Origin of the sequence: Paenibacillus alvei DSM 29, from assembly GCF_000293805.1 — a bacterium.
In the GTDB taxonomy this organism is placed as follows: domain Bacteria; phylum Bacillota; class Bacilli; order Paenibacillales; family Paenibacillaceae; genus Paenibacillus_B; species Paenibacillus_B alvei.
Genome location: NZ_AMBZ01000002.1, coordinates 188,828 through 213,467, shown reverse-complemented (window position 1 = coordinate 213,467; position 24,640 = coordinate 188,828). Strand labels below are relative to the sequence as shown.

The following is a 24,640-nucleotide window of genomic DNA, read 5'->3' as shown; positions in this document are numbered from 1 at the left end:
ATGGGTGATCTGTCATTCAGTGGAAAACATTGACGAGTGACTCATCGCTATGAAGGCGCTATACTAGGATATGTATTCGTTAATGCATACATATAAATGAATTCAAGTATTGCAATATGTATAGCATATCCGTGTATATGCAGTTGATGATTGTAATAAGCAAGTAAATGTTTGAAATCTGCGAAAAAATATTTAAATAATTTCACGCAGAGCGCAACTTTTTTGAAACCTGTGCGTTTAATATGATGAAGCTCGAATACAGTGGTTAAATTCATAAGTGTTCCCTGTATTTCACAAAAATATACTTTACGCTAGGCAATTGACATTGTATAATGTCTAGAGTGGTATGAGTATTTCTATTTATTTTCATTTGTTCCTAATCGATTACTAGTTTCTGTGGCATGTCCTTATGTTGCAGACTTCTTTTTAGATTACATTTCGCTCACTCTAGGAAGGGGGTGAATCGGCGAATGAGGGAAATGAACTATCAAACTTCTACGCAACAAACGCAACAAACTCAACAAACGAAGCAATTTAGAGGAGGAGAAAAAAAGGTTATGAAGAAAAGATTGGCCCTTCTGCTTTCCGTTGCTATGGCGTTCTCTATGTTCGCAAACGTAGCTTTCGGTGCTGACGCAGCAAAAACAACTCAAGAGAAATTTGATGCTTTGAAAGAAGCTGGTGTATTCTCCGGCTATCCAGGAACTACTGACGCGAAACTTGGTCAAGATATGACTCGTGCTGAGTTCGCTAAAGTTCTTGTTAAATTGTTCGGTTTGAAAGAAATCCATGGACAATATTCTTACAAAGATAAAAACTATGATGCTAAAAACTGGGCAGCTCCATTCATCGAAGCTGTAACAGCTGAAGGCTTGATGCAAGGTAAAGATTTGACTAAGAAAATCTTTGACTTCAACGGTAAAATCACAGTTGAAGAAGCATCCAAAACTTTGGTTACTGCTTTGAAACTTGAGCCAGTTAAAGATGCTCAAAACAAAGCTACTGATTGGGCAAAAGGATACTTCGAAGCAGCAGTTAACGCTGGTTTGTTCTCCAAAGATGCAAACCCTAAAGCAAATGCAACTCGCGCTCAATTGGTAGAAGCAGCATTTGCAGCTGACGAAATGTCTAAAGGTCCTAAAGTAACGTCCTACAAAGTGATCGACTCCAAAACAGTTGAATTCACTATGTCCGACAAAGAAGTTCAAAAGGTAACTTTGGATAAAGCTCTTGAGCCTAACAAAGAAACTGAAGTGACATTCACTTACAAGAACAAAGAAGGCAAAGAGTTCAAGATCACTACTAAAGTGACTTACACTATCACAGCAGCTCAAAAAATCGAGTCTGTTACAGCTGAAAACTTGAAAGAAGTAGTTGTTAAATTCGACGGTTCTCTTGATAAGAAATCCGCTGAAAAAGCTGACAACTACGAAGTTAAGGATGCTAAAGTTGACAGTGCTAAATTGATTGACAAAAACACTGTTTACGTTCTCCTTAAGGAAGAAGATTCTTCTACAATGAAGAACCAAAAAGAAATCGAGTTGAAAGTTAAAGGCGTTCAAAACGAAGATAAGTCCAAAACTTTCGATGAAAAAGTGAAGTTCACGCCAATGGACGTGAAAACTCCTGAAGCTAAAGAAGTTGTAGGCTTGGGTACAAAAGCATTCAAAGTTGTATTCTCCGAGCCAGTTAAGAAATCAGGCGTATTCACTACAAGCAACTATAAAGTTGACGGCAAAACAGTTAGTGCATCCGTTAAATATGTTTATCCAAACATTGCAATCGTAAGCACTGACTTGTCTGTAGGCGAACACAAATTGACAGTCAGCAATGTTGAAGACTTCTCTGGTTTGAAAATTGCTCCAGTTGAAAAAACATTCACAATTGCTGAAGATACTACTGCTCCAGAAGTTGTATCTGCAAAAGCAAAAGATCCAATGGAATTGGAAATCGAATTTAACGAAACTGTTAAATCGATCAGCAAAATCTACCATGGAAACTCCAGCAACACTGGTGAGGTAGAAATTAAAGACAACATCGTAACTGTGAAATTCGAAAAATCTAAGGCTTTGTACTTGGGCGAAAACACAGTTTACATTGAAGGTGCAACGGATTACAGCAATAACAAAGCTAACCGTGAAGTTAAAGTTAACCCTTCTTTGGATGCTGAACGTCCAGAAGTAGAAAAAGTTGAATTGAAAAACAGCGATCATCAGATCATATTGACATTCAACAAAGAGTTGGATGCGGCTTCCGCAACTAACCGTGACAACTATATCTTGAAAGACAAAGATGGTAAATTCTTCAAGCATGATGCTGTCAACAAAAATGACGGTAAAATCTTGACAACACCTACTTACAAAAAAGACAAGAAAACCGTTACTATTGACTTGATCAAACCTTTGGATGAGGGTGACTACATCTTAGAAGTGAATGGTGTTAAAGACAACGCATATGTGAGCAACACAATGCTTCCATTCTCTAAGAAAATCACTGCTGATGCAAAGAGTGGTTCTGCTCGCGCATGGACTAACTACGACGCTAACCAAGACTATATCTACATCCAATTCCCTAAAGCGGTGAAAACGGATGGAGACGGTGATGCAACTATTAAAGCGAAGTACACAGTATTCGGTAAGTCTTTGAATGATGATTATGAGACTCCAGTACTTGTACAACCAGATACAATCCGTATCGATGCTAAACGTGGTACTTTCTTGACTACAGATGGCGAAGTTAAAAATCCATATTCACCAGATGTTGTAGCTACCTTGATTAAAGACATCGATGGCGACTGGTTCAAAGATGGCGAAAACTACAAAGTTGAAGTAAAAGAGCTTGGCGATGCTAAAGTGACATGGGCTGAAAAAGCTACTGTTAAAGATCGCAATGAGTTGAAAGTGAAATTGACAGGTAAGTTGAATAATGTTGATGTAAGTGACTTCAAAGTTACTACTGTAGATGGACCAAAAGTTCCAAACAGCTATCAACAGGATGGAAACACATTGACATTGAAATTCAATGACAGCAACAAACTTCCAGTAGACCTGTTTGGTGCTCAATTGGTAGCAGTAAACGACAATTCTACAGATACATTTGGAAATCGTATTCAAAAATTCACTGTTGATGTGAACGGTGAACTTAGACCGGAAGCAACTTCTGTTGTAGTTAATAAAGCGACTGTAACTGGTGCTACTTATGAAGCTGTAGTTAGTGTGAACTCGGTTGTATATACTGATTTTGCTGATACTGCTCAATTCATCAAGTTCTTCGGTGTAGAAGTTGATTCACAAAAAGCAGACATCGTGAAAATCGAAGCTGCGACAGATGGAAAAGCTGAGCAAAAATCCTTCAAGATTCTGTTCAACCTTCCAACTAGCGTAAAAGAAGTGAAGTCTGACACTAGATTCCGTGTTGAGCTTCAAGACAAGGGTACTTCAGTAGTTCGAGACAGACAAGGTAATGTTATTCAAGACTTTTACCTTCCTGGAACATACTCCGGTAAGTAATCCTTAAAAAGAAAGCCCCATAAGGGGCTTTCTTTTTTTATAAATATTAAGTTTTAATGATTGAATACAATAATCTCGTTTCCTTACAACAATGTAACCCTCAAACTTATTTCAAAACCGCAACCAACTCCTATCTATTCGCGTTATAATACATATAAGAGAATGAACAAATAGGAGGAACTAGATTGAAAAGAACAACGGCCATTGCGACGATGCTATCTCTGTCTCTTGTACTCGGTACTTTTTCAATAACATTTACGACTGCATACGCTGCAAATAATCCAGCCAGCAATAAACAACAACCTGCAAATAAGAAGCAAACAAAGGTTACCAAACCAACCCCAGTACATACTTTGAATGAACTGAAGCCAATTCAATTAACAGCAAAAAGCTCTGTTAAGCTAACAGATGTTAATCTCAATAAGCAGGATGACGGAACTATTCTGACTTATACGCTTACTTATTACAATAATGAGCAACGGAGCATTCCGCTCATTGATTATTGGACTAAGGTTCGTACGAAAAGTGGAACAGTATACTCAAGCAACTTAACAACTAAGGATAAAGAAAAGAAAAATGTACCGGCTCTTTCACAAATGAATGTCACGTACTATACGAAGATAGCAAAACACTTAACAGTTAATGACTTGAACTTTGACATTATTAAATGGGATTTCAGCAAATCAAATTTTGAAAATAGATTAGGATCATTTAGTATCCCAACTTGGATGATGACATCTACAATAGCTGGAAAACAAAGTACAGTTCGAATGAATGATATTCCGATCAAAACGAGCATCGGTAGTGTTATCGTATTCCCGTCAGGTGATTCTAATTACGTGAATGTGGCTGTCAACATTGAGAATGCTGGTTTTAAACCATTGGAGAATCCTACTTATAAATATGTGTTGAAGACGGCAAGTGGCAGTAATTACCCACTTGTTCCAGATAACATAAGCAAGGAATATAAGCTTCAGCCAAGTGAGAAGAAGACGTTAAACTTTATGACTGCAGTTCCGAAGAACATAATCCTTAATAAATTGGAGATGCAGGTATTAACTGAAGATGAAACATTAAAAATGAACTTACCGATTGCAACCTTATCTTTGCCGCAATCGAACGCTGGTAATTCTAGCATAGCACCAAACAAGGAAAAAATTATCAAAATAAATGATTCAAAAGTGAGTACGAAAATTGTAACAGGTTGGTCAAATCAAAGCTTTGACCAAAATGAAATTACATTGACATTCCAGTTTGAGAACCTGACGAATAGCCCTGTCAACATACCTAAATACGAATTTGAGATTAATGGTCCGAATGGGTTATCTGTTCCGATTCAAACGAAATCGCTTGATAGTCTTGTTCTTAAGCCATTGGAAAAACGCCCAGTAACCTTAACCGCTAATGTGAAATATGACATAGATGTTAGCAAACTTAAGCTGCAAATGAATAGACCTTCTGATCCTGAACAAAAGGATGCACAAAAAGATACACAAAAGGATACAAAATTTAAATATCCAGAAGGTATTTATGGATTACCTGAACTCCAGTCCATGAAAAATCAGACAGGAATCGAATACAATGTTCAGCATAGTAAAGGTAATTTGGGAGTAACCATTGAATCGTTGCAACGGCTTCCGTGGGTAGATGGGGATATCCTGTCAGCCAAAATGAAAATTAAAAACAAAGAGTTTAAAACCATTCAATTACCTGCTCTTGAAGGTGTATATAAATTAGACACAGCTGATATTACAGGCAAAACGCAAGTTGTAAGCTCTAATGGCGCACTCATTATTGGACCAAAAGAAGAAGTAGATATATACATTGTTACAAAACTCCCTAGTTATTTAGATTTTTCACAAATTCAAGTGGCATTGATGGAAAAATTAGGGGAGTCAGATCTGTCGCCAATGATTCAATTTACAAATGGCGGTAAATTAAGTGAATTGCCAGTGGTTAAATATGGATCCATTCATAGTTTGAAAACACAAGGTCGTAAAGCAGATATTACAGCATCAAATAGTAAGGTATATCCAGGTGCAGCAAATCAAGTTATTTACACAGACCTAATTATGAAGAGCCAGGAAGAACGCCAATCTATCTTATCACAAATGGTTGGATATTATCGTACGGATGATGGGCGTTACTACAAGGCAAATATTACACAAATTCAGGGGCCTACTAACCCACAAGGACAAAATATACTTACTGCTTGGGCTAAGGTTCCAAGTTCGATCGATCCTAAAAAGTTGCAATTTGTTATCGGTGAAGGAATTACCGAAAATAAACTGACTGCACCAAAAGGAGAATCTGATGGTTACGTCAACGCGGTTGCAATGAATTTGGATATTGTTCAGCCTTCTTTCAAACGTGACTTTAAAGATCTTGATTTCTTCCCATATAAGTTGTCGATTAATAATTTTACTGCTACTGCGAACAAGTCTTCGAATTTGTCACTCGAGTTCACTTACGATTTAATTAGGCAGCAAGATTACAATATCGGGGAGTACGAACATAAGTTAATTATTGAAATAACAGATACTAGTGGGCGTAAATTCGAAAAGGCTCTAGAAATTGGCAAGAAAGATTTAGAAGAAGCAAAAAGAAAGTCATTTTCTACTTCCATTTCGGATACATTCTTTGAACAAGTTGAGAATGGAGCCTTCCAAGTATCCCTTTATGATTCATTCCAAGACGAGAGAATCAAAATTGCTAGTTATGGAAGCAGATATAATATCAAAAACCTGAAAACTGGCGACTAATAGAAATCAAGAAAATCCCCTCTGAATGAGGGGATTTTCACTAATAGGAGTGAGGAGGAAAAAATGAACAAATTAACGAAGGTTATTTTATCAACTACATTAATAGCTGGGGGGATCGTAGCAGGTTCTATTTTGGGCGTGAACGCATTCGCGGCAGATACAGCACCAGGAACATCTTCAGATCCTCTTGTCACGAAGAGCTATGTAGATCAACAGGTTAAAGCACTCATTCAAGCTGAATTGAAGAAAGGTAGTACAGGCAACGACGCTAGCAAAGATAAAGACAATGTGAAACAGCCAGAAACAGATGCAAGCAGCACTGAACTTAAAGTCGTTACGATTAAAAGTGGTCAAAAGCTTGTTGCTAAGGCTGGGACAGAGGTTATCGTTCGCAACGGGAAAGCCGTTATTACAAGCCCAGATGAAAATGGTGTGCCAGATGTAACATCAGGGACAGATATTAGGAGTGGACAAGCGGTTGCTACGAACCACTTGTTGTTGTTCCCTCGTGATGGACGCGGCGTTATGCCGGATCCGCAGCAGGAAAATGGATTGATTGTGATGGTGCGTGGTGGCTACACGATACAAAAAGCTGAATAATTAACATGAGCTGGCAAGACGGGCAACATTTCCTGTGGGTGTATCTTTCCGAATGAGGCACAATAAGTGTCACAGATGCATATATAACGAGGGAGGATATACCGTGAGCAAAAAACGTTAGTGCCAGCCAGCAGAGATGCCTTGTACCGTATGAAATATGAGATTGCAGCTGAGTTCGGGCTTCCTGTTGCTCATCATGGAGCACATATTGGAATGGATACAGAGTTCGCTTCTGAACTCGGCAGCGTTCCGGTTCAACATACGACAAGCCACGCAGATTGGGGTACCCTTTCTTCACGTGATGCCGGTTCGGTAGGTGGCGAAATTACCAAGCGTCTCATCGCGACGGCATTACAGAAAAAATAGGAAATCCAACTTTCGTCGCTTTCATTGACAGGACCGGACAAATACAGTAATATGATTTTTCGAAGGCTGCTATAACAACCTTTTCCATTCCGGGAAAGGTTCATTTTTGTTTAGGCTGCTCATGGGAGAGCCATATTAAAGGTTAGGAGGTCGAGTCCTATGTCATTGAAAGGACGCCACTTGTTCACGTCCGAGTCCGTTACTGAAGGACACCCGGATAAAATATGCGACCAAATTTCGGACGCGGTATTGGACGCCTTTTTGGCGAACGACCCGAATGCTCGGGTTGCATGTGAAGTATCCGTAGCCACGGGATTAGTTCTCGTCATAGGAGAAATCAGCACAAAGGCAGATTATGTTGACATTCCATCTATCGTACGCAACACGATTAAGGATATCGGGTATACGCGCGCGAAGTATGGTTTTGATTATAACACCTGTGCAGTATTGACCTCGCTTAACGAACAATCTCCAGACATCGCTCAGGGGGTTAACGCTGGCATTGAAACACGTACTGAAGATGCCAAGCAAGAAACAGAGAATATCGGCGCAGGCGATCAAGGCTTGATGTTCGGCTTTGCAACGAACGAAACGCCAGAACTCATGCCGCTTCCGATTGCATTGTCTCACCGCATTGCTCGTCGTTTGTCCGAAGTACGAAAAGACGGCACACTGCCTTACCTTCGTCCAGACGGTAAGACACAAGTGACGATTGAATATGATGGAGATAAGCCAGTTCGTGTAGATACGATTGTCGTGTCGACACAGCATGCTGAAGATACAACATTGGAGCAAATCCAACGTGATATCAGAGAGCTGGTTATTACTCCGGTCGTTCCTAGCGAATGGCTCGATGACAAGACGAAGTACTACATCAACCCAACTGGCCGCTTCGTAATCGGCGGACCACAAGGTGATGCTGGCCTGACTGGCCGTAAAATCATTGTGGATACGTACGGCGGATATGCACGCCATGGCGGCGGAGCGTTCTCCGGGAAGGATCCAACGAAGGTTGACCGTTCTGCAGCTTATGCAGCGCGTTATGTTGCGAAGAATATCGTAGCAGCTGGCTTAGCTGACAAATGCGAAATCCAATTGGCTTATGCCATTGGTGTAGCAACTCCAGTATCCATTAACGTGGACACTTACGGAACAGGCAAAGTAAATGAAGAGAAAATTGTTGAACTGATTCAATCTCATTTTGATCTTCGTCCTGCAGGCATTATTAAAATGCTTGATCTGCGCAAACCAATCTACAAGCAGACTGCTGCTTACGGGCACTTTGGGCGTACAGATTTGGATTTGCCTTGGGAACGTACAGACAAAGCAGATGCTCTGCGTGAGCAAGCAGGTTTGTAACCTTTATTATTTCAGCGCTTATACAAGACCTCTTTCTGAGCTTACAGGCTCGGAAAGAGGTCTTTTTTGCGTACTAGTAATGATGAATCTAAACTATTTCCTTCTTTTTACCGACAAATAAAGTACAACTGTCTTCGGAATGAAAGGAGCATATAGAATGAAGAAATGGATTGCGGCTACAATGGCCTTCGTCCTTTTTTTAGGAGTGTTCGGATGGGGAGGAGTGCCTGAAGTGCACGCAGCTACCCCTCCTGTGATAGTTAGCACTATGCCAGCTAACGGAGCACAGGGAGTATCGATCAATCCATCAAGCATACAATTTACGTTCAACGAGAAAGTATCCATGACAAATGGGTACATTACGGTAACGAACGAAAAACAGGAGCACAGCAGCGTTTCGCTGAAACAAGTGCGAATGGAATCGGGAAAATAGCAACAACCGATAATCTAACGTTCCAGTTGGAAGGGCTGCAGCCTTTTGAAGCTGGCACAAGATATGTTATCAAAGTAGATGGAAAGCTTTTTTTGGGAGAAGACTCTAAGGAATTGTCCACACCTACAGAATGGGCATTTTCAACCAAATCTCAGCAGGAAGCGGCGTCCTTCTCGCCACAAGGCCAAGGAATTACTTTGCCTGCGGATGCACAAATTACGTTTAACCGTCCTGTCCAAGCAGGCCAAGGCAGTATCAAGATCAATAAGTTCAGCGACAACAGCGTAGTGAAGACATTAGCTGCGAAGGATTTCACAGTTAACGGACTCACAGCAACGACAAAACTGGATGGTTTGGAAGCGGGAACGGCGTATTACGTCACCATGGATGCAGGCGCATTTCTGGATCTGGATGATGGAACGCCAGTGGCAGGTTTTTCAGGAAAGACATACTGGAATTTTACAACAAATCCAGGTGTAGATACGAATCCCCCGAAAATAACTAAGCGCTCGCTAGACGGAACAGCTGTGCCGCCACAGACGCGCTTAGAGCTAACATTTGATAAGTCTGTTTATCAAGTAACAGGGAATATCGTGATTAAGTCAGACGGTCGCCAAGATATTGTACTTCCAGTTACCTCAGCGATAACGGGTGGAGGATCTGCGATTATCCAGTCTACCAATGTACTATCCCTAGAGGCAAATCGTACATATGTCGTCTCCATACCGAAGGGGGCTTTCCGGGATGCGGCTGGAAATCTGATGGAGGCTGCAGAATGGTCGTTCCGTACGCAATCAACGGATACAACGGCACCTACGATTGTCAGCTTCGATCCATCATCAGGCAGTGTGTCTGTGCCATCGAACAAGACGTTGATCGTGACCTTTAGTAAACCAATCGTGTACACCGGAAAAGGTGTCGAATTACGACGTAAATCAAGTTCCTACTCAGAATCGGCCAGCGTAAACGTACGCAATTCGAAGGAGTTGTGGATCTACCCGGCCTCTAATTTGCAGGAAAATACCGTGTATGCAGTCAGCATTGCAAGGGGAGCGGTCAAGGATGAGGCCGGCAATGAGTTTGCAGGTTTATCGGAATGGGCCTTTTCTACGGCGATTACCGACCGTAATCCGCCAACAGTTGAAGATGTGACGATGTACAACAACTCGCTAATCCAAATTCGTTATAATAAGACGCTCGACAGCAATGTGAATCCGCCTGCCAACGAGTTCACGGTAACGGTGAATAATGAAGGGCGGCGTGTCAGCAGTGCTTATACCTCTAGCAACTTTGTCTATGTATCGCTAGAAAGCGGTGTTGCAGTTGGTCAGGACGTTAAGATTAGCTATGCAGCACGTTTCCGCATGGTACGCGATACAGTAGGCAATGCAGCTTCCAGCTTCAGCACGCGTGCAGTAGAGAACAAGGTAGACACGACATTAACAAAGCTGCGTGATGGGTATATTTCAGGTTCTACGTTATATCTATATTTTACAGATTCTTTGAAAAGTGTCTCTTCCTATGCAGACGGTCAATTTACGGTCACATACAATGATTCCTCTGTAGGAATTGATAAACTATCACATAACAGCGGCTCGTCTACAGTTACCTTGTCATTAAATCGTTCGGTATCGAACGGAGATGTTGTCAAGGTCAGTTACACGCCAGGCAATTATCCACTAGAGGATACCCGTGGCAGCAAAGTAGGAACGATCGATGAATTTTTCGTTCGGAATAGTTATGACAACAAACCGCCAGAGTTAAAAGAAGCAACAGCGCTGGGAACAAAAATGATTTTGAAGTACAACAAACCGATGGATAAGAACAATATTCCGATGAAGAGTCATTTCTCGGTGCTCGTGAATGAGAAGCCTCGTTATGTTACAAAGGTTGAGATTAAGGATAATCGGGTTGAACTGACATTGCAGTCAGCGGTGCTCAAGACAGACACTGTAACCGTGTCTTATGTTCGAGGGAATCCGCCGCTTCGCGATTGGAATTATAACTATGCATCCAACCTGAACCTTGTTTCTGTTTCCAATTCTACAGACAGTGAAGCACCGATTGTTCAATCATTAACATGGAAGTCACCATCGATCATCTTGACGTTCAACAAGCGGCTGGAATCGATGTCGTCGACTTACTATCCACAGTTCCTGGTTACTTCCGGCAATCAGGCAATGAGTATTAAACAGGTATCTGCCAGTGGAACACAAGTGACAATTGAGCTGATGTACCCACCAACTGATGGAAGTAATTTAAGTGTGACCTACAATACAGGTTCAAAAGCACTGAAGTCGGAATCGGGAATTGAGATCAAGACATTCTCGAACATGAAAGTGAACGGCACGGGAACTAGCACAGGTGGAACAACAGGATCGTTGGACAGCTATTTTGTGAAAAGTGATAAAGATAGCTCCTTCGGCGACTACGCCTACGTACTATTGGCGAACACGGCTCAAATCACTTCCGACCGGACAAACAGTGGAATAACGGTTAATCGTTACACACTTGATACGAATAAAGTGAAGACAGCGTTCGAATTTGCTGGACAATCCATGGATTCAGATAAACAGCTGAGATTCGAGGTGCCGTCCTCTGAAGCAGGCGCACGGGTTGTTGTGCCGTTAGCAGCTTTTGAAAAGGCATATTCACGAACGGATGTCATTTGGTTCACGGTTAAGTATAAAGATGTTGTCTACGGGATATCACTCAATCGAGATACGATGAGCAAGATCATTCAGCGTACACAAGGATCTATTACGAACTCTTCGCTTCTTTTTGAGATTGAGCCCGTAAATGAGACTGTGACCATTACAAATGAGCTTTCAAGCTCCCAAGCGACAGCGATGGTGAAAGCTTATCAATTCAGTCTGTTCAATTTGATTGGCAACGGGTCAGGGACTGTACTGGATATCGATTCGGCTGTAAAAATGAAGACAGCGCAGTCTGTAACCGCAAGTCGTGCTGCATTGGTCGAATGGATCAAGAGTTACTCCAAATTCGGCTATTTGCCAACGAAGCTGTCTCGTGCAGGATTAGACACTGTAGCGACTACGAATATGTCGGGCTCCAAAATTATCCTATTTACGATGGGCAAACAATCGTACGCCGATGTACAAGGACATTGGGCGCAATCTGATGTGATGGCCCTCGTATCGAAAATGATTATGAACAGTCGCAGCACAACAAAGTTCGAGCCGAATAAGCCAATTACTCGTGAGGAGTTTGCCGTTTCGATTGCTCGTGCATTAGGACTTACTCCAGACAATGAAGCCGCCAAGCGCTTCCGAGATGTGAATCAAGGAGATATTACCGGAGCTTATATTGGCGCGGCGATCCGTGCAGGTATCATTTCGGGATTCCCGGATGGGACATTTAAGCCGAAGCAATTTATAACGCGTGAACAAATTACGCTTATGATGGTGCGTGCAGCACAGGCTTCAGGATATCGCATGTCTGCAGCACATACAGATGTGCTGAAGCCATACAAGGACTACAAGGATTTTACTCGTGCTGGTGCAACAATCGTAGCACAGGCCGTTCAGGATGGATTGATTCAAGGGGTCAGCGCCAATCGTTTTGATCCAAAAGGATCAGCAACCCGCGCGCAGGCAGCTATTCTCTTGAACCGACTGCTGAAGAAGGTAGGATATATAACATTGGATTATTAATAGAATTGCAAGAAAGCTCTGTCTTTGAGCGGCGAAGAGGCCGAAGACAGGGCTTTTTTTGCTTCAATTATATCTATAATTTGTAAAACTATGACCCGGGAAATTGACCAAATACGTAACAAAATCGCAATTTTTGTCGTTTTTGGTAGTCTATATATAGTAGAGTTTTGGTACGAACATATCGATAATCATACATAACAGGTTGAAATGGGAGAGAAAAACATGGGGAAATCAAATTACTCCGTTCGTCACAAGCACACCAGACGATTCGGGACTAAGGCTGCTGCAGTCGTACTGTCCGGCGCACTGTTCATACAGCCTGCACTCGGTTGGGGAAGCTATGTCTATGCGGATGCACCGATTGAGTCTTCTAGCGGGGATGTTGCACCAGTTAATTCTTTGCAAAAAATCAGTGAAGAGGTTCTTACCTCAGGCGCTAGATTGGTTACCTATCAATATACCTTACAGCGAGGCTCGAAGACATATAAGACACGGATAAATATGATAGAAGCAGACTTGCGCAATCCTTATATTAAGCTGGATGTGATGACTGGAAAGAACGGCAAGACAGCTACTGGTAACCCCGTCACGAAAATGACGAAGGAAACGGGCGCTGTTGCGGGTGTAAACGGAGATTATTGGATGATGGGATCCGATCAAGTACCGATGGGAGGTTCTATTTCTGAAGGAGTCATGATTACAAGTCCAGCGGAGCTGACGGGCATGTATGCTTTTGCGGTGACGAAGAGTGGAACTCCAACCATTGATCAGTACCGCTTTACAGGCAGTGTGGCACTGAACGATGGCCAAACCTTCCCTTTGTCTGGCATCAACAAGATGAAATATGATAAAGAGCCTGGAAAGCAGCACAGCCACATGAATGCCATGTACATTTACACCAATGCTTGGTCAGGGATGAAGCGTCCAAATGATACAACGACGACCCCGACCGAGGTGCTTGTGCGCAATGGAGTTGTAGAGCAAATCTCTGATATGGGCGCTCTTCCAATTGAGGTTCCGGAAGATGGCGTTATTTTGCGAGGCCATGGGCAGGCAGCTGATTTCATGCGTCGTACGATGGAAGTTGGTACAGCGGTTAAGATTGATTATCGTTTGACGTCACAGACATCGGGACAAGCGGTAGACCCTTCCTCCTTCCAAATGATGATTAGCGGTCATACACTGCTTGTAGAGAACGGCAAGGCATCTAGCTTCACGCGTGATACGAGCGGCATTAGCGGCAGCGGTGTGACGGCCCGTACAGCGGTCGGCTATTCCAAGGATGGGCGATATGCTTACATTGTTACAGCTGAATCGAACAGTGTAAGCTCTGGCTTTACGTTGAAGGAATTTCAGCAAGCATTAGTGCAGGCTGGCGTCTGGAAAGCGGTGAATTTGGACGGTGGCGGTTCCACGACGATGACGAATCGGCCATTAGGCGAGTTTGATACGAAGCTTACGCATGAAACGAAAGAGGGCGGCAACAATGTCCGCTCTGTTGTGAATGGTCTTGGTGTGTTCACGACAGCCCCAACTGGCAAAGTAAAAGGTATGACCCTGAGTGGCGAAAAAACGCTGTTTATCGGTCAGCGAGCAACATATAGCATGAAGGCATATGACGAGTACTATAATCCTGTAGATGCTTCTAATCTGGATGTAAAATGGAGCTCTGCTGATGGAAAGATGAAGTGGGATAAGGATGCATTTGTCGCACAGTCGTCAGGCAAGGCAACGATCGTAGCTACAACAGGAGGAGCTAAGACAAAGGCAGAGATTACGGTCATCGGCGCGAAGGATCTATCGAGTCTGCAAATTGCTACGTCCTCCGCTCCACTTACTGCAGGAGCCAGCGTTCCAGTTCCGATTAAGGCTACATTGCTTGATGGCAATAAGGCTACAGTGCCTGCATCTGCTATCAAATGGGAGCTTCGCGGTTTCAATGGAAAAGTTGTGGATGGAGTGCTTCGAGTTGACTCCGTTCCGGCAGGAACGAAGATTGGCTATGCCATTGCCAGCTACGATGGCTTAAAGACGATGATTCCAGTGACACTTGGTGCAGAAAAGCAGATCGATAATTTCAATCAATCAAGTACGAGTGTGTCTTTCTCTGGATTGCCTAAGGGTAGTACGAAGGGACAAGCGAGCATAGAAGGCGGATTTGGCGGCCGTGGATCCAATGATAAGGTGATTAAGTTGTCTTATGATATGAAGGCAGGCGGCAATGTGGATAAGTTTGCCTATGCGGAGCTAAATGGTTCTACAGGCATAGATCTTCCTAGCGGCACTAGTGGCTTGAAGTTCGATGTCTATGGAGACAAGAGCTTTAACAACTTGAGACTAGAGATCCATGATGCCAACAAGAAAGCGCACTATGTGAATGTTGCAGAATCTATTAATTGGGATGGGTGGAAGAAGGTAGAAGTCGATTTATCATCACTAGGTATATCCTATCCAGCTAAGCTGAAACGGTTATATTTGGTTAACTTCAAGGAAGATCAGGATGAACGTGCAACTGAAGGAGCGGTTGCATTTGATAACTTAACTGCACAGCTGCCAGCTGGTTCTTCTGATATTTTCCCATCCGCTACCATGAATTTGACAGTGAACAGCAAGTCTTCCAAGGTGAATGGCGATGTGAAGAAGATGGACGTTGCACCAATCGTGCTGAATGGATCAACTTATGTGCCAGTGCGTGTTGTGCTTGATGCATTTGGGGGCGAAGCGCTCTGGAATGGATCTGCACAATCCGTCACGATTATGCGCGGCGAGCGTTTCCTTGAAATGATCGTAAATCAGAAGGGATTTGTGCGCAACGGCTCTCGTCTTACTTCTGATGTCGCACCAATCATTCGTCAAGGTCGGACTTTAGTCCCGCTTAGATTCGTGTCGGAACAATTAGGCCTAACTGTAAAATGGGATCAAAATACGAAGTCCATTACCATCCATTGATGTGGTATCATAAAGGATGAAATTCCATTCATCCTTTTATGAACGAGGAGACCGAACGTTAGTGGATAATCAAGTCGATGTCATTGATCGCGTTATTAAGAACGCCATCAAAGTGATGGAAGAAAGCAAATATCAAATCTATGAAATATTAGATTCGTCTCGTAACGAAGCGATTTCAATGAGCACAGAGCTGCAGATGGTTATGGATCAGACCGCAGAGATTTGTGATAAGGTGGACGAGCTGGAGCGGAACTATCGTCTGGCTCGTTTGCGTTTGACGGATGTAAGTCGCGATTTTGTCCGGTACACAGAGGAAGATATCAAGCAGGCCTATGAAAAGGCCACACAGCTTCAGCTTGAGCTAATGATGTATCGGGAAAAGGAAGGGTACTTAAAAACCCGGCGAGACGATATTCAGAAGCGGCTGCGTGCGATTGAGGGCTCGATTGAGCGTGCGGAGACAATTGGTTCTCAGATGAGTGTCGCACTTGAATATTTATCTGGTGATCTGAGTCAGGTAACACGGATATTGGAATCAGCCAAAACCCGGCAACTGCTTGGTTTGAAGATCATTTTGGCGCAGGAAGAAGAGCGGAAGCGGATTGCACGTGAAATCCATGACGGCCCTGCACAACCCCTTGCCAATCTAGTGCTTAGGACGGAAATTGTAGAAAGAATGCTAAATAAGCAGGAATTTGAAATGGTGCAGAACGAAATAGTAGATTTAAAATCGCAAGTTCGTTTCGGCTTGGAAGAGATCCGCAAGGTGATCTTTAATTTGCGTCCAATGGCGTTGGATGATTTAGGGCTTGTACCGACACTGCGAAAATTTATACATGATTACGAAGACAAGCATCGAATTAAGACTGCATTCGAGGTTAGAGGTCAGGAACGTCGGCTGCGCTCTGCGATGGAAGCTGCGATTTACCGATTGGTGCAAGAAGCCTTCACTAATGCGGCGAAGCATGCGCATCCTTCCTTCGTTACCTGTGAATTGACGTATGACGAAGAAGAAGTGCGCCTGGTCGTGCGCGACAATGGTTTTGGTTTCAAGGTAGAGTCTCTGGAGGAGAAGTCGAAAGAACATGCTCATTTTGGCCTGCTGGGTATGCAGGAACGGGTAGAGCTGCTTGAGGGCCGTATGGAAATTCATTCGGCGGAGAACCGTGGAACTCGCATCATGATAAAAATTCCGACGAATGTGGATAAGAGAGAGGAGTAAGCAACCTTATGGAGAATCGTAAGAAGGACACAGAAGCTATAAAAGTACTCCTTGCTGACGATCACCAGCTTTTTCGTGAGGGCTTGAAGCGTATATTGAACATGGAGGACGATCTGGAGGTTATTGGCGAGTGTGGCGATGGCATTCAGGTATTGGAATTTTGCAATAAAGAAGTGCCGGACGTTGTTCTGATGGATATCAATATGCCAATCGAAAATGGTGTTATTGCAACAGAACGATTGCGGGATATTTTTCCGGATGTAAAGGTGATCATCCTTTCAATACACGACGATGAAAGCTATGTATTCGAAACGCTGCGCAAAGGAGCTTCCGGTTATTTGTTGAAAGACATGGAGGCGGAGTCTTTAATTAATGCAATTCGCTCGGTTGTAACAGGGTATGCTTACATCCATCCGAAGGTAACGGGCAAGCTTATTCAGCAGCTTCGTCGGATGACGCTGCTTGATGGCAACGGTATCGTGAGCAGCCAATCGAGAGATGCAGGCGTGAAGTTTATTGCCGCTGAAGATAATCCATTGACAAGACGTGAAGCCGAAGTGCTTCGCTTAATGGCCGAAGGCAAGAGCAATAAGATGATTGGTGAATTCCTGTTCATCAGTGAGAAGACAGTTAAGAACCATGTCAGTAGCATCCTGCAAAAGATGGAAGTAGATGATCGGACACAAGCGGTTATCAATTCCATTAAGAACGGCTGGGTAACTTTATAACTATCTATTTCTATATCTGAACCATTATTCAGATGGCGCCTGTCCGTCACCCCGGCATCTATTGCGGCATACACTTGGTAGTAAGGAGGTGGCCGCATGATCGCAATGCTATGTTGGATTGTGGGATGCTTCGGACTCGCGATAGCGGCTGTTCATCTTGCTCATCAATGGCAGCAGCTCGTACGTGTTAGACCAGCGCCTTGGATGCATGTCGTGCTTGTGACGGAAAATGATGAACGCCATATCGAATGGGTGATTCGTGCGTATAGTTGGTTTGCTTGGCTGAAGGGACGGAAGCTGCATTTCACGTTCGTGGATAGCGGTTCCACTGACGATACGTTCCCAATTGCTTCGCGTGTAACGGAAAGGGACGAAGTGAGCTGGAGCCTGCTTGCAATCCAGCGGGATGAGTTAGATATGACGCTGAACGAATTGAAGCAACGTCAATCAGAGGAAGAAGTGTTGGTCGTTATTGAGCCCCGGCGCCAAGAAGATTGGCGCAAGGTTCCCTTCAAGGCTCGCAGTGCATTGTAAGCGGTGTTGTGCGAGAGGACGGGACTGTCAGGTTTTGATATGCTGATCGGTTACTTTCTCGATGTTTATTGAAGTTTAGGGTTGTCAGAACCCGTCGATTCGTATACAATTTTATACAAATACGATAAGGCGCTGGGCATGAAGCACATGCCACCTGATACAACGGGTGGGGTGTGCTTTTTTGCGTATTTGGCAGATGCGCATCCAGACATCAAGTAGCAAGCATGCTCCGGTGAGCCGTATGGCGAAGGAGAGGGAATATTCATGCAAGTAAGAATTTATGCCGTGCGAACGGAGTACGGATGGCACTCGGGCATTACCATGGATTGGCGTGTCGATGTAAGCTATTGGCTGACAGGGGACAATAGTCAATCCCGCGGATCGAAGCTGGTTGTCTTGCAGCAACAGCTGCCGATACAGATTGGCATTTCTGCGTTGGAGCAGTTTATGGCAGGAGAAGCAATGGATCGCTGGGGGGAACGTGGCTGGATTCGCTATTTTGCTGAAATTCTCTCTCCATGTGTGGAGGAGCTTGAGGAAGAGATGAAGCGGATGCTGGTGGAGGAGCACTTGGCTGTTGCCATTATCGAATCGCCATATTCAGAGCCTACATCCAACAAGCTGGTAATGGAGAAGCAAATGTCTGCGTATCGGGTCGCAGAGCATTCCGTGTCCTATACAGCGGGGCAGGATCAGGCGAATACGTTGAAGCTGCCGAGCCCATTGCATCAGTATAACAATCCGCAGTTTGAGGCATATGCTGCTGCACTGGATACAGATGCCTATCGATTGGCTTGTTTGATTCGTGGACGCCTGCTTTTGGATGAAGAATTGGTTCATTTGCTGCGAGATCGGGGTGCAGAGCAATGGATTGAAGAGAGATATTCCCTCCTCCAATGGGGGTGGCTGCAAGGTTGGCTGGAGCTGCGGGCAGGAATGTCTTATGCGAGTCATGAGGACGGAGTTAGACTGTCAAGCAGCGAACAAATATCTCCATTGAAGCGAGTAATGAGGTTTATGCGTAAAGCTTCGATCACAGTTCAATGCGGTCGCTGTGGGAGTTCGGAGGGTTTGAGTGGTTCTTCTTGCTCAACTTGTCATTCCGTTCAATGCTGGACGTGTACACAATGCTTGAATTTGGGTCGCTGTCGCTCTTGTTCTCTTTTGATAGCAGGTAAGATTCATCGTGGTGACGGTGGAGAGGTAGCTTTCAGATCCCTGCGAGAGGAACAACTGGAGAAGTGGGGGCTTTCTCCCGCACAGCTGGAGGCAAGCAGACAAGCATTGGATTATATCGATGGAGTTCGAAGGGAGAATCGAGATTTGAAGCTGGGAGTGCGAAGTCGGAATGGTAGGGTAATTCGAAAGCAGGGGGCGTTAAGAAGTGTAAGTAAGGGAGTCTTTTTGTTGTGGGCCGTTACCGGAGCTGGAAAGACAGAGATGATTTTTCCGCTTGTTGAAGATACGCTGTTGCAGCATGGACGGGTATTGATCGCTACTCCGAGACGCGATGTTGTGCTGGAATTAAAACCACGGATAGAGAAGGCGTTCCCGCGAAATAAGGTTGTAACCTTATACGGCGGCAGTCCGGAACGCTGGAGAGAAGGAGATATTACGCTGGCGACGACCCATCAGCTGCTTCGATTTGAGGAGGCATTTGATTTGGTAATTATTGATGAGCTTGATGCGTTCCCCTATCATAATGATCCCGTGCTCCAACGTACCGCAGAACGTGCTTGTCGCCCTGGAGGTGTGTTTGTGTTTTTATCAGCGACACCACCAGAAAAGATGCAGAAGAACGTTCGAAGCGGCAGATTATCTCATGCGAGGGTACCTGTACGTTATCACCAGCATCCATTGCCGATTCCTGCTCATATTACAATGTCCACAGTCGCGCAGTGTCTATCTGTGAACAAACTTCCCGCTATACTGCTTGCACGCATGAGCCATTCGGTAACTCGAGGTGCACAGTTGTTCGTATTCCTTGCACGTATTCGTCAAGTTGAACCGATGGTTCGCTTGCTGCGTCAACATATCCAGGGTGTCCTGATAGAAGGTACATCAGCAGCAGATGAGAATCGCGGAGATAAGGTGCTTCAATTTCGGGATCGGAGAATACGGTTGCTTGTTACAACAACGATTTTGGAGCGGGGAGTAACGGTACCGATGAGCGATGTATTTATCCTCGATGCGGATGATCGTCTGTTTGATGCAGCTTCGCTTGTACAGATGGCGGGAAGAGCAGGGCGCTCGAAGGATGATCCTTCAGGAACGGTTGTGTTCGGCTCCCCACAATGGAACCGATCGCAGCGGTCTGCGGTGCGCCAAATCCGGGACATGAATCGAATAGCGGCTAGGAAAGGCTATTTATTGTCGGAAGCTAAGAGGATACAGCGAATTGGTTAGCAGAATGCAACTGGGGGCATGGATGGAGAAGATGTATGGAACGTTGCTTAGGCCGAAGTTGTATACGTGTATGATCTGTAAAAGCTCGATTCAGATAAATCAAACAGCTCCTTCTCGTCCACCTATTCCCTATGAACAGCACCTTCTGCCGTTGATGTGTCGTAAGTGTATCCATCTTATTCCATGGATTGATGCGCTAGGCTGTTCCGATTGCGGACGTGCGATCCGTTGTCCAGATTGTCGACGGCATCCATTGCAAAATGATGGTCTAAGAGCCAATCGAAGCGTAGTTCAATATGACGATCGGATGAAGCAGTGGCTTGCACAATATAAATTTAAGGGAAATCGAGAGTATGAGCAGATTGTGCTTAACATGATGCAGCTCGCATATGAACCGTTGCTGTCAACAGTGTGGGGTCTAAGAACCCAAGAAAGGCAAATGGCTAAGTTATTCAAGGGAAGATTGGATGAAATTCTGCCCGATTTCATTACCTTCGTACCAACTACTAGGGAGCGTCTCTATGCTCGTGGGTTCAACCAGGCGGAACAACTTGCGCGAGCATTGGGCGGGAAGTGGGGACGTCCAGTTATAGAACTTCTTGCACGTGTTCAGGATGCGGAGAAGCAAAGCAAGCAAACGCGTGCAGGAAGGGAGCACAATATGGAGCATGCATTCACACTGCGTCATACAGCATTAAAATTACTGCAGGAATCTTGGGCCTTACACTGCACAAGGGAAGTAAGTAGAATGGAAGAAGTGCGCCTGCTCTTGATCGATGATGTATACACAACAGGCAGTACATTGCGAGCATGTTCTCGCCAGTTATCGTCCATATGCTGGGGACTGGGCTGTCCAGTTTCAATCGTAAGCTATACGTGGGCGAGAGCTTAGTCAAACTGAATAAAAAATTACTCGTCATCTGCCGAATATTGCGATATGATGAAGAAATGAAGCATCGAAGGAGGCGAATGACATGGAGCTGAGCAATTGTCCGCGCTGCGGAATTCTTTTTGCCAAGGCGTTCCGAGATCTCTGTCCAAACTGCTTGAAACAAATCGAACAGGAGTATGAACGCTGTGTTGCTTATCTGCGTGAAGAGCGTCAAGCCACGATGCAGGAGCTGAGTGAAGCGACAGAAGTAAGCGTTCGTCAAATCACGCGTTTTATTAAAGAAGGGCGCATTTCCATATACCAAGCACCAAACTTGACCTATGACTGTGAAATATGCCATAAGCCAATTCGCGAGGGCAATATGTGTGAGCCTTGTCGAAATCGCCTGGTGAAGGAATTTACACAGACGGTAGTCGGTGCGGAAGAGACGAAGGAAGCTCCTCGCACGGGGGATGGCGCGTACCGGGTCATTGATACGAAGCGGGAACGTGAATAATTTAAATTTTGAGATTGTCAATAACAAAACTCTCTAAAATTGGATTTTTTAGATTAACTTCAAAAGATTCATGACATTACATCTAAATAATTCTTGACACTGCGCCGATAATCTTAGTAAAGGTTATCGGCTTTTCTTTTTGACTGGATAGAAGGCGACCGTATAAAGTATTTGAAGGTATTTATGAGATTGAAGCATGGTTTGCTATAGGGATTTGTAATGAATTGAGTTTGTCTTATGGAACGAGGTGAATGAGATGAAAATTAATGAAACACAGCGTCTTGGCGCGATTCAATATTATCAAAAGCAGCAGGCAATGCATCGTGCGTCGCAGAAGCCTTCCCGTAAGGATGAGCTTATCATCTCGACAGAAGCACAGGAGATGCTTGACGCACAGAATCGCGTGAATGATCCTGCGCGCAGTGAGCGCATTGCGGATTTGAAAAAGGCGGTATCTACCGGGACATACCATGTGGAAGCGGATAAGATAGCAGAGAAGCTTCTTCCCTTGTTCCGTAAAGAGAACGAATGAGTGGAGGAACTGGTGTGAGTGTGCAGCAAATCATTGAATCGCTTACGCTTCTGAACGATTTGCATAAACAATTGCTGGATATCGCAGAAGAGAAGAAGCAGGTGATTATCAAGAACGATGTCGAAGCTTTGTCGCAGCTGATGACGAAGGAATCCAGATTACTGAAGCAGGTTGCTGAAGCAGAAGGAGAGCGGCAGCAGATAGCACAGCAGTTCCTACAGGAGAAGGGCATACGTTCCCAATTGAATTTAACGGTAACGGAAATTGCTCGGCTTGTCTTCCAAGCGGAGGAACGAATGGAACTGCTCAATATTCAGCGGGATTTATCCGATACCTTACACAAGCTGAAGGAACGCAATGTAATCTTACAGGAGCTGCTGCAACAATCGTTGTCCTTTGTCGAATACTCATTGAATTTATATATGAGCCGTCCGGAAGATGAGGTCGTATATCAGCATCCGGCACAGGGAAACTCGAGCACACCACGCAGTATGTTCGACACAAGAGCGTAAAAGCAAGGATGAAGCAGGTTATAAAGGTACAGCTTTACCTAGACAACAGATAGAAAGCTGAAGTGTGAAGCTACGGAGAAAGTGAGGAAGCGAGCGATGCGTTCGACTTTTCATACATTAGAGATTGGTAAGCGGGGCATTATGGCCCACCAGACGTCCATTAGCACAACAGGTCACAATATTACGAATGCGAATACGCCTGGCTATTCCCGTCAGGTGGCAAGACTGACGGCTGCACGTCCGATTGATTATCCGGGCATGTATAACTTGTCTAAGAACCCGAACCAATTAGGAATGGGTGTCGAGGTGGATAGTATCCGCCGAGTGCGTGACTTCTTGCTGGATATCGAATATCGAAATCAGAATACGGTGCATTCCACATGGAAGGTGAAGCAGGAGACGCTTGGCAATATTGAGGGCGTATTCAATGAACCTTCGGATAACAGCTTGGCAAAGAGCGTATCAGAGTTTTGGAATGCTTGGCAGCTGCTCAGTAAGAATCCAGGTAACTCCGATCTCTCCGCGCGTACCGTTGTACAACAAAAAGCGGTTGCATTGACGGAAACGTTCAACCATATCTCAAACCAGTTGAACACGCTCGAAAATAACTTGACTGAGCGGATTAACGTCAAAATTGGCGAGGCTAACAACTATATTACTCAAATCTCTGATTTGACTCAGATGATTAAACGCATTGAGGGTCTTGGCGACAATGCCAACGATTTACGCGACAAGCGGGATTTGCTGGTTGATCAGCTATCTGGACTTGGCAATGTGAATGTCGTGGAAGGAGAAGACAGCTATCAGGTAACCTTTGGCGGCACGCTTGTAGTCGACAATATGGCGATGACGCAAATTACTGATGGTGATATTGGCGCATTGACAGATGGCGAGATTAAAGGTTACGTGGAATCGAGAGATATCCATGTGGCAGAGTATAAACGCCAATTGGACATCATCGCGAATACGATTGCGAATGGGCCAGTTGAAGTTACCTTGCCGGCGGGCACTATCTTGCCTCCAGGGGTATCTATACCAAATGCAGTTACGGATCCTTCTAACCCACGTAAGCTGATGAACGATACAAAGTATACCGTAAACGGTCTTAATGGTTTGCACAAGTTGGGCTATGCTTTACAAGAGCCTGCTAAGCAAGGCGGCGACTTCTTTGTATCGCAAAATGGTGGACCTATCACTGCAAGCAATATGAGAGTAAATGCTGACATATTGAGTGATGTAAAGAATATTGCGGCATCGATGCGCACAGAAGTACGCCAAGGGCCAAACGGCACTACGCAAGAAGTTCCATTGCAAGGGAACGGCGATATGGCTTTGCTTATTGCTGGTTTGGCGGAGAAAGTTTATAGCTTCTCACAACCAGGTGCAGTTACGAAATCCGCGACGATTAACAGCTATGTGCAATCCGTCGTGGCGCAGCTTGGTACAGATGCTGACCATGCAACGAAAATGGTAGAGAACAGCTTGCTGCTCGCAGATCATGCGGACAGTCTGCGTCAAGCAGTTAGCAGCGTGTCAATGGATGAGGAAATGTCGGACTTGATCAAATTCCAACATGCATATAGTGCTTCATCCCGCATTATTACAACGATGGACGAAATGCTGGATAAGCTCATTAACGGCACTGGCGTCGTCGGCAGATAAGGAG

At 44.4% G+C, this 24,640-nt stretch carries 17 protein-coding genes; all 17 read left to right on the top strand.

Features of this window, described 5'->3' with window-relative positions; genetic code table 11:
- The first annotated feature begins 470 nt into the window (after nucleotides 1–470).
- The 17 genes from PAV_RS07400 (at nucleotide 471) to flgK (ending at nucleotide 24,636) form a co-directional block, all read left to right on the top strand.
- The gene (locus PAV_RS07400) at nucleotides 471–3,509 is read left to right on the top strand and encodes a surface (S-) layer glycoprotein SpaA (protein ID WP_005544766.1); all 3,039 of its coding nucleotides are present in this window, start codon (nucleotides 471–473) and stop codon (nucleotides 3,507–3,509) included.
- A 185-nt stretch (nucleotides 3,510–3,694) separates the two neighbouring features.
- Nucleotides 3,695–6,271, top strand: coding sequence for a hypothetical protein (locus PAV_RS07395; RefSeq protein ID WP_005544764.1), 2,577 nt, complete (start codon nucleotides 3,695–3,697; stop codon nucleotides 6,269–6,271).
- Between the two features lie 63 nt (nucleotides 6,272–6,334).
- Nucleotides 6,335–6,871 (top strand): hypothetical protein, encoded by a 537-nt coding sequence (locus tag PAV_RS07390; protein WP_005544762.1) that lies wholly within the window; start codon nucleotides 6,335–6,337, stop codon nucleotides 6,869–6,871.
- Nucleotides 6,872–6,991: 120 nt separating this feature from the next.
- Nucleotides 6,992–7,237 carry an alpha/beta-type small acid-soluble spore protein gene (locus PAV_RS07385; protein WP_005544760.1) on the top strand — a complete coding sequence of 82 codons (246 nt, stop codon included), beginning with the start codon at nucleotides 6,992–6,994 and terminating at the stop codon, nucleotides 7,235–7,237.
- 159 nt (nucleotides 7,238–7,396) lie between these two features.
- On the top strand, nucleotides 7,397–8,596 hold the full coding sequence (gene metK, locus PAV_RS07380; RefSeq protein ID WP_005544758.1) for a methionine adenosyltransferase: 1,200 nt from the start codon (nucleotides 7,397–7,399) through the stop codon (nucleotides 8,594–8,596).
- Between the two features lie 157 nt (nucleotides 8,597–8,753).
- A complete protein-coding gene (locus PAV_RS07375) occupies nucleotides 8,754–9,029 on the top strand; it encodes an Ig-like domain-containing domain (RefSeq protein ID WP_005544756.1) in 276 nt (91 codons plus the stop codon).
- A gap of 92 nt (nucleotides 9,030–9,121) precedes the next feature.
- Nucleotides 9,122–12,703 (top strand): SwmB domain-containing protein, encoded by a 3,582-nt coding sequence (locus PAV_RS07370; protein ID WP_238555775.1) that lies wholly within the window; start codon nucleotides 9,122–9,124, stop codon nucleotides 12,701–12,703.
- 222 nt (nucleotides 12,704–12,925) lie between these two features.
- Nucleotides 12,926–15,652: a stalk domain-containing protein gene (locus PAV_RS07365; RefSeq protein WP_005544752.1), complete on the top strand. Its 2,727-nt coding sequence runs from the start codon at nucleotides 12,926–12,928 to the stop codon at nucleotides 15,650–15,652.
- Between the two features lie 61 nt (nucleotides 15,653–15,713).
- Nucleotides 15,714–16,874: a sensor histidine kinase gene (locus PAV_RS07360; protein WP_005544750.1), complete on the top strand. Its 1,161-nt coding sequence runs from the start codon at nucleotides 15,714–15,716 to the stop codon at nucleotides 16,872–16,874.
- Nucleotides 16,875–16,882: 8 nt separating this feature from the next.
- A complete protein-coding gene (locus tag PAV_RS07355; protein WP_005544747.1) occupies nucleotides 16,883–17,602 on the top strand; it encodes a response regulator in 720 nt (239 codons plus the stop codon).
- A 96-nt stretch (nucleotides 17,603–17,698) separates the two neighbouring features.
- Nucleotides 17,699–18,136 (top strand): hypothetical protein, encoded by a 438-nt coding sequence (locus tag PAV_RS07350; protein ID WP_005544744.1) that lies wholly within the window; start codon nucleotides 17,699–17,701, stop codon nucleotides 18,134–18,136.
- 264 nt (nucleotides 18,137–18,400) lie between these two features.
- On the top strand, nucleotides 18,401–20,542 hold the full coding sequence (locus PAV_RS07345; RefSeq protein WP_005544742.1) for a helicase-related protein: 2,142 nt from the start codon (nucleotides 18,401–18,403) through the stop codon (nucleotides 20,540–20,542).
- On the top strand, nucleotides 20,535–21,434 hold the full coding sequence (locus tag PAV_RS07340) for a ComF family protein (RefSeq protein WP_005544741.1): 900 nt from the start codon (nucleotides 20,535–20,537) through the stop codon (nucleotides 21,432–21,434). The genes PAV_RS07345 and PAV_RS07340 overlap by 8 nt, the downstream gene beginning before the upstream one ends.
- Before the next feature lie 82 nt (nucleotides 21,435–21,516).
- Nucleotides 21,517–21,930, top strand: coding sequence for a TIGR03826 family flagellar region protein (locus PAV_RS07335; RefSeq protein ID WP_005544739.1), 414 nt, complete (start codon nucleotides 21,517–21,519; stop codon nucleotides 21,928–21,930).
- 256 nt (nucleotides 21,931–22,186) lie between these two features.
- Entirely contained in the window at nucleotides 22,187–22,462 is a 276-nt protein-coding gene (gene flgM / locus PAV_RS07330) for a flagellar biosynthesis anti-sigma factor FlgM (protein WP_005544737.1), read from the top strand.
- 14 nt (nucleotides 22,463–22,476) lie between these two features.
- Entirely contained in the window at nucleotides 22,477–22,974 is a 498-nt protein-coding gene (locus tag PAV_RS07325) for a flagellar protein FlgN (protein ID WP_005544733.1), read from the top strand.
- 96 nt (nucleotides 22,975–23,070) lie between these two features.
- On the top strand, nucleotides 23,071–24,636 hold the full coding sequence (flgK, locus tag PAV_RS07320) for a flagellar hook-associated protein FlgK (protein WP_005544731.1): 1,566 nt from the start codon (nucleotides 23,071–23,073) through the stop codon (nucleotides 24,634–24,636).
- Nucleotides 24,637–24,640 lie beyond the last annotated feature (4 nt).

What these genes read in the sequence shown, in the direction of transcription:
- PAV_RS07355 (WP_005544747.1), top strand. Translation starts at nt 16,883, where the DNA reads ATGGAGAATCGTAAGAAGGACACAGAAGCTATAAAAGTACTCCTTGCT.
- PAV_RS07400 (WP_005544766.1), top strand. Translation starts at nt 471, where the DNA reads ATGAGGGAAATGAACTATCAAACTTCTACGCAACAAACGCAACAAACT.
- metK (WP_005544758.1), top strand. Translation starts at nt 7,397, where the DNA reads ATGTCATTGAAAGGACGCCACTTGTTCACGTCCGAGTCCGTTACTGAA.
- flgK (WP_005544731.1), top strand. Translation starts at nt 23,071, where the DNA reads ATGCGTTCGACTTTTCATACATTAGAGATTGGTAAGCGGGGCATTATG.
- PAV_RS07345 (WP_005544742.1), top strand. Translation starts at nt 18,401, where the DNA reads ATGCAAGTAAGAATTTATGCCGTGCGAACGGAGTACGGATGGCACTCG.
- PAV_RS07365 (WP_005544752.1), top strand. Translation starts at nt 12,926, where the DNA reads ATGGGGAAATCAAATTACTCCGTTCGTCACAAGCACACCAGACGATTC.
- PAV_RS07350 (WP_005544744.1), top strand. Translation starts at nt 17,699, where the DNA reads ATGATCGCAATGCTATGTTGGATTGTGGGATGCTTCGGACTCGCGATA.
- flgM (WP_005544737.1), top strand. Translation starts at nt 22,187, where the DNA reads ATGAAAATTAATGAAACACAGCGTCTTGGCGCGATTCAATATTATCAA.
- PAV_RS07375 (WP_005544756.1), top strand. Translation starts at nt 8,754, where the DNA reads ATGAAGAAATGGATTGCGGCTACAATGGCCTTCGTCCTTTTTTTAGGA.
- PAV_RS07335 (WP_005544739.1), top strand. Translation starts at nt 21,517, where the DNA reads ATGGAGCTGAGCAATTGTCCGCGCTGCGGAATTCTTTTTGCCAAGGCG.
- PAV_RS07390 (WP_005544762.1), top strand. Translation starts at nt 6,335, where the DNA reads ATGAACAAATTAACGAAGGTTATTTTATCAACTACATTAATAGCTGGG.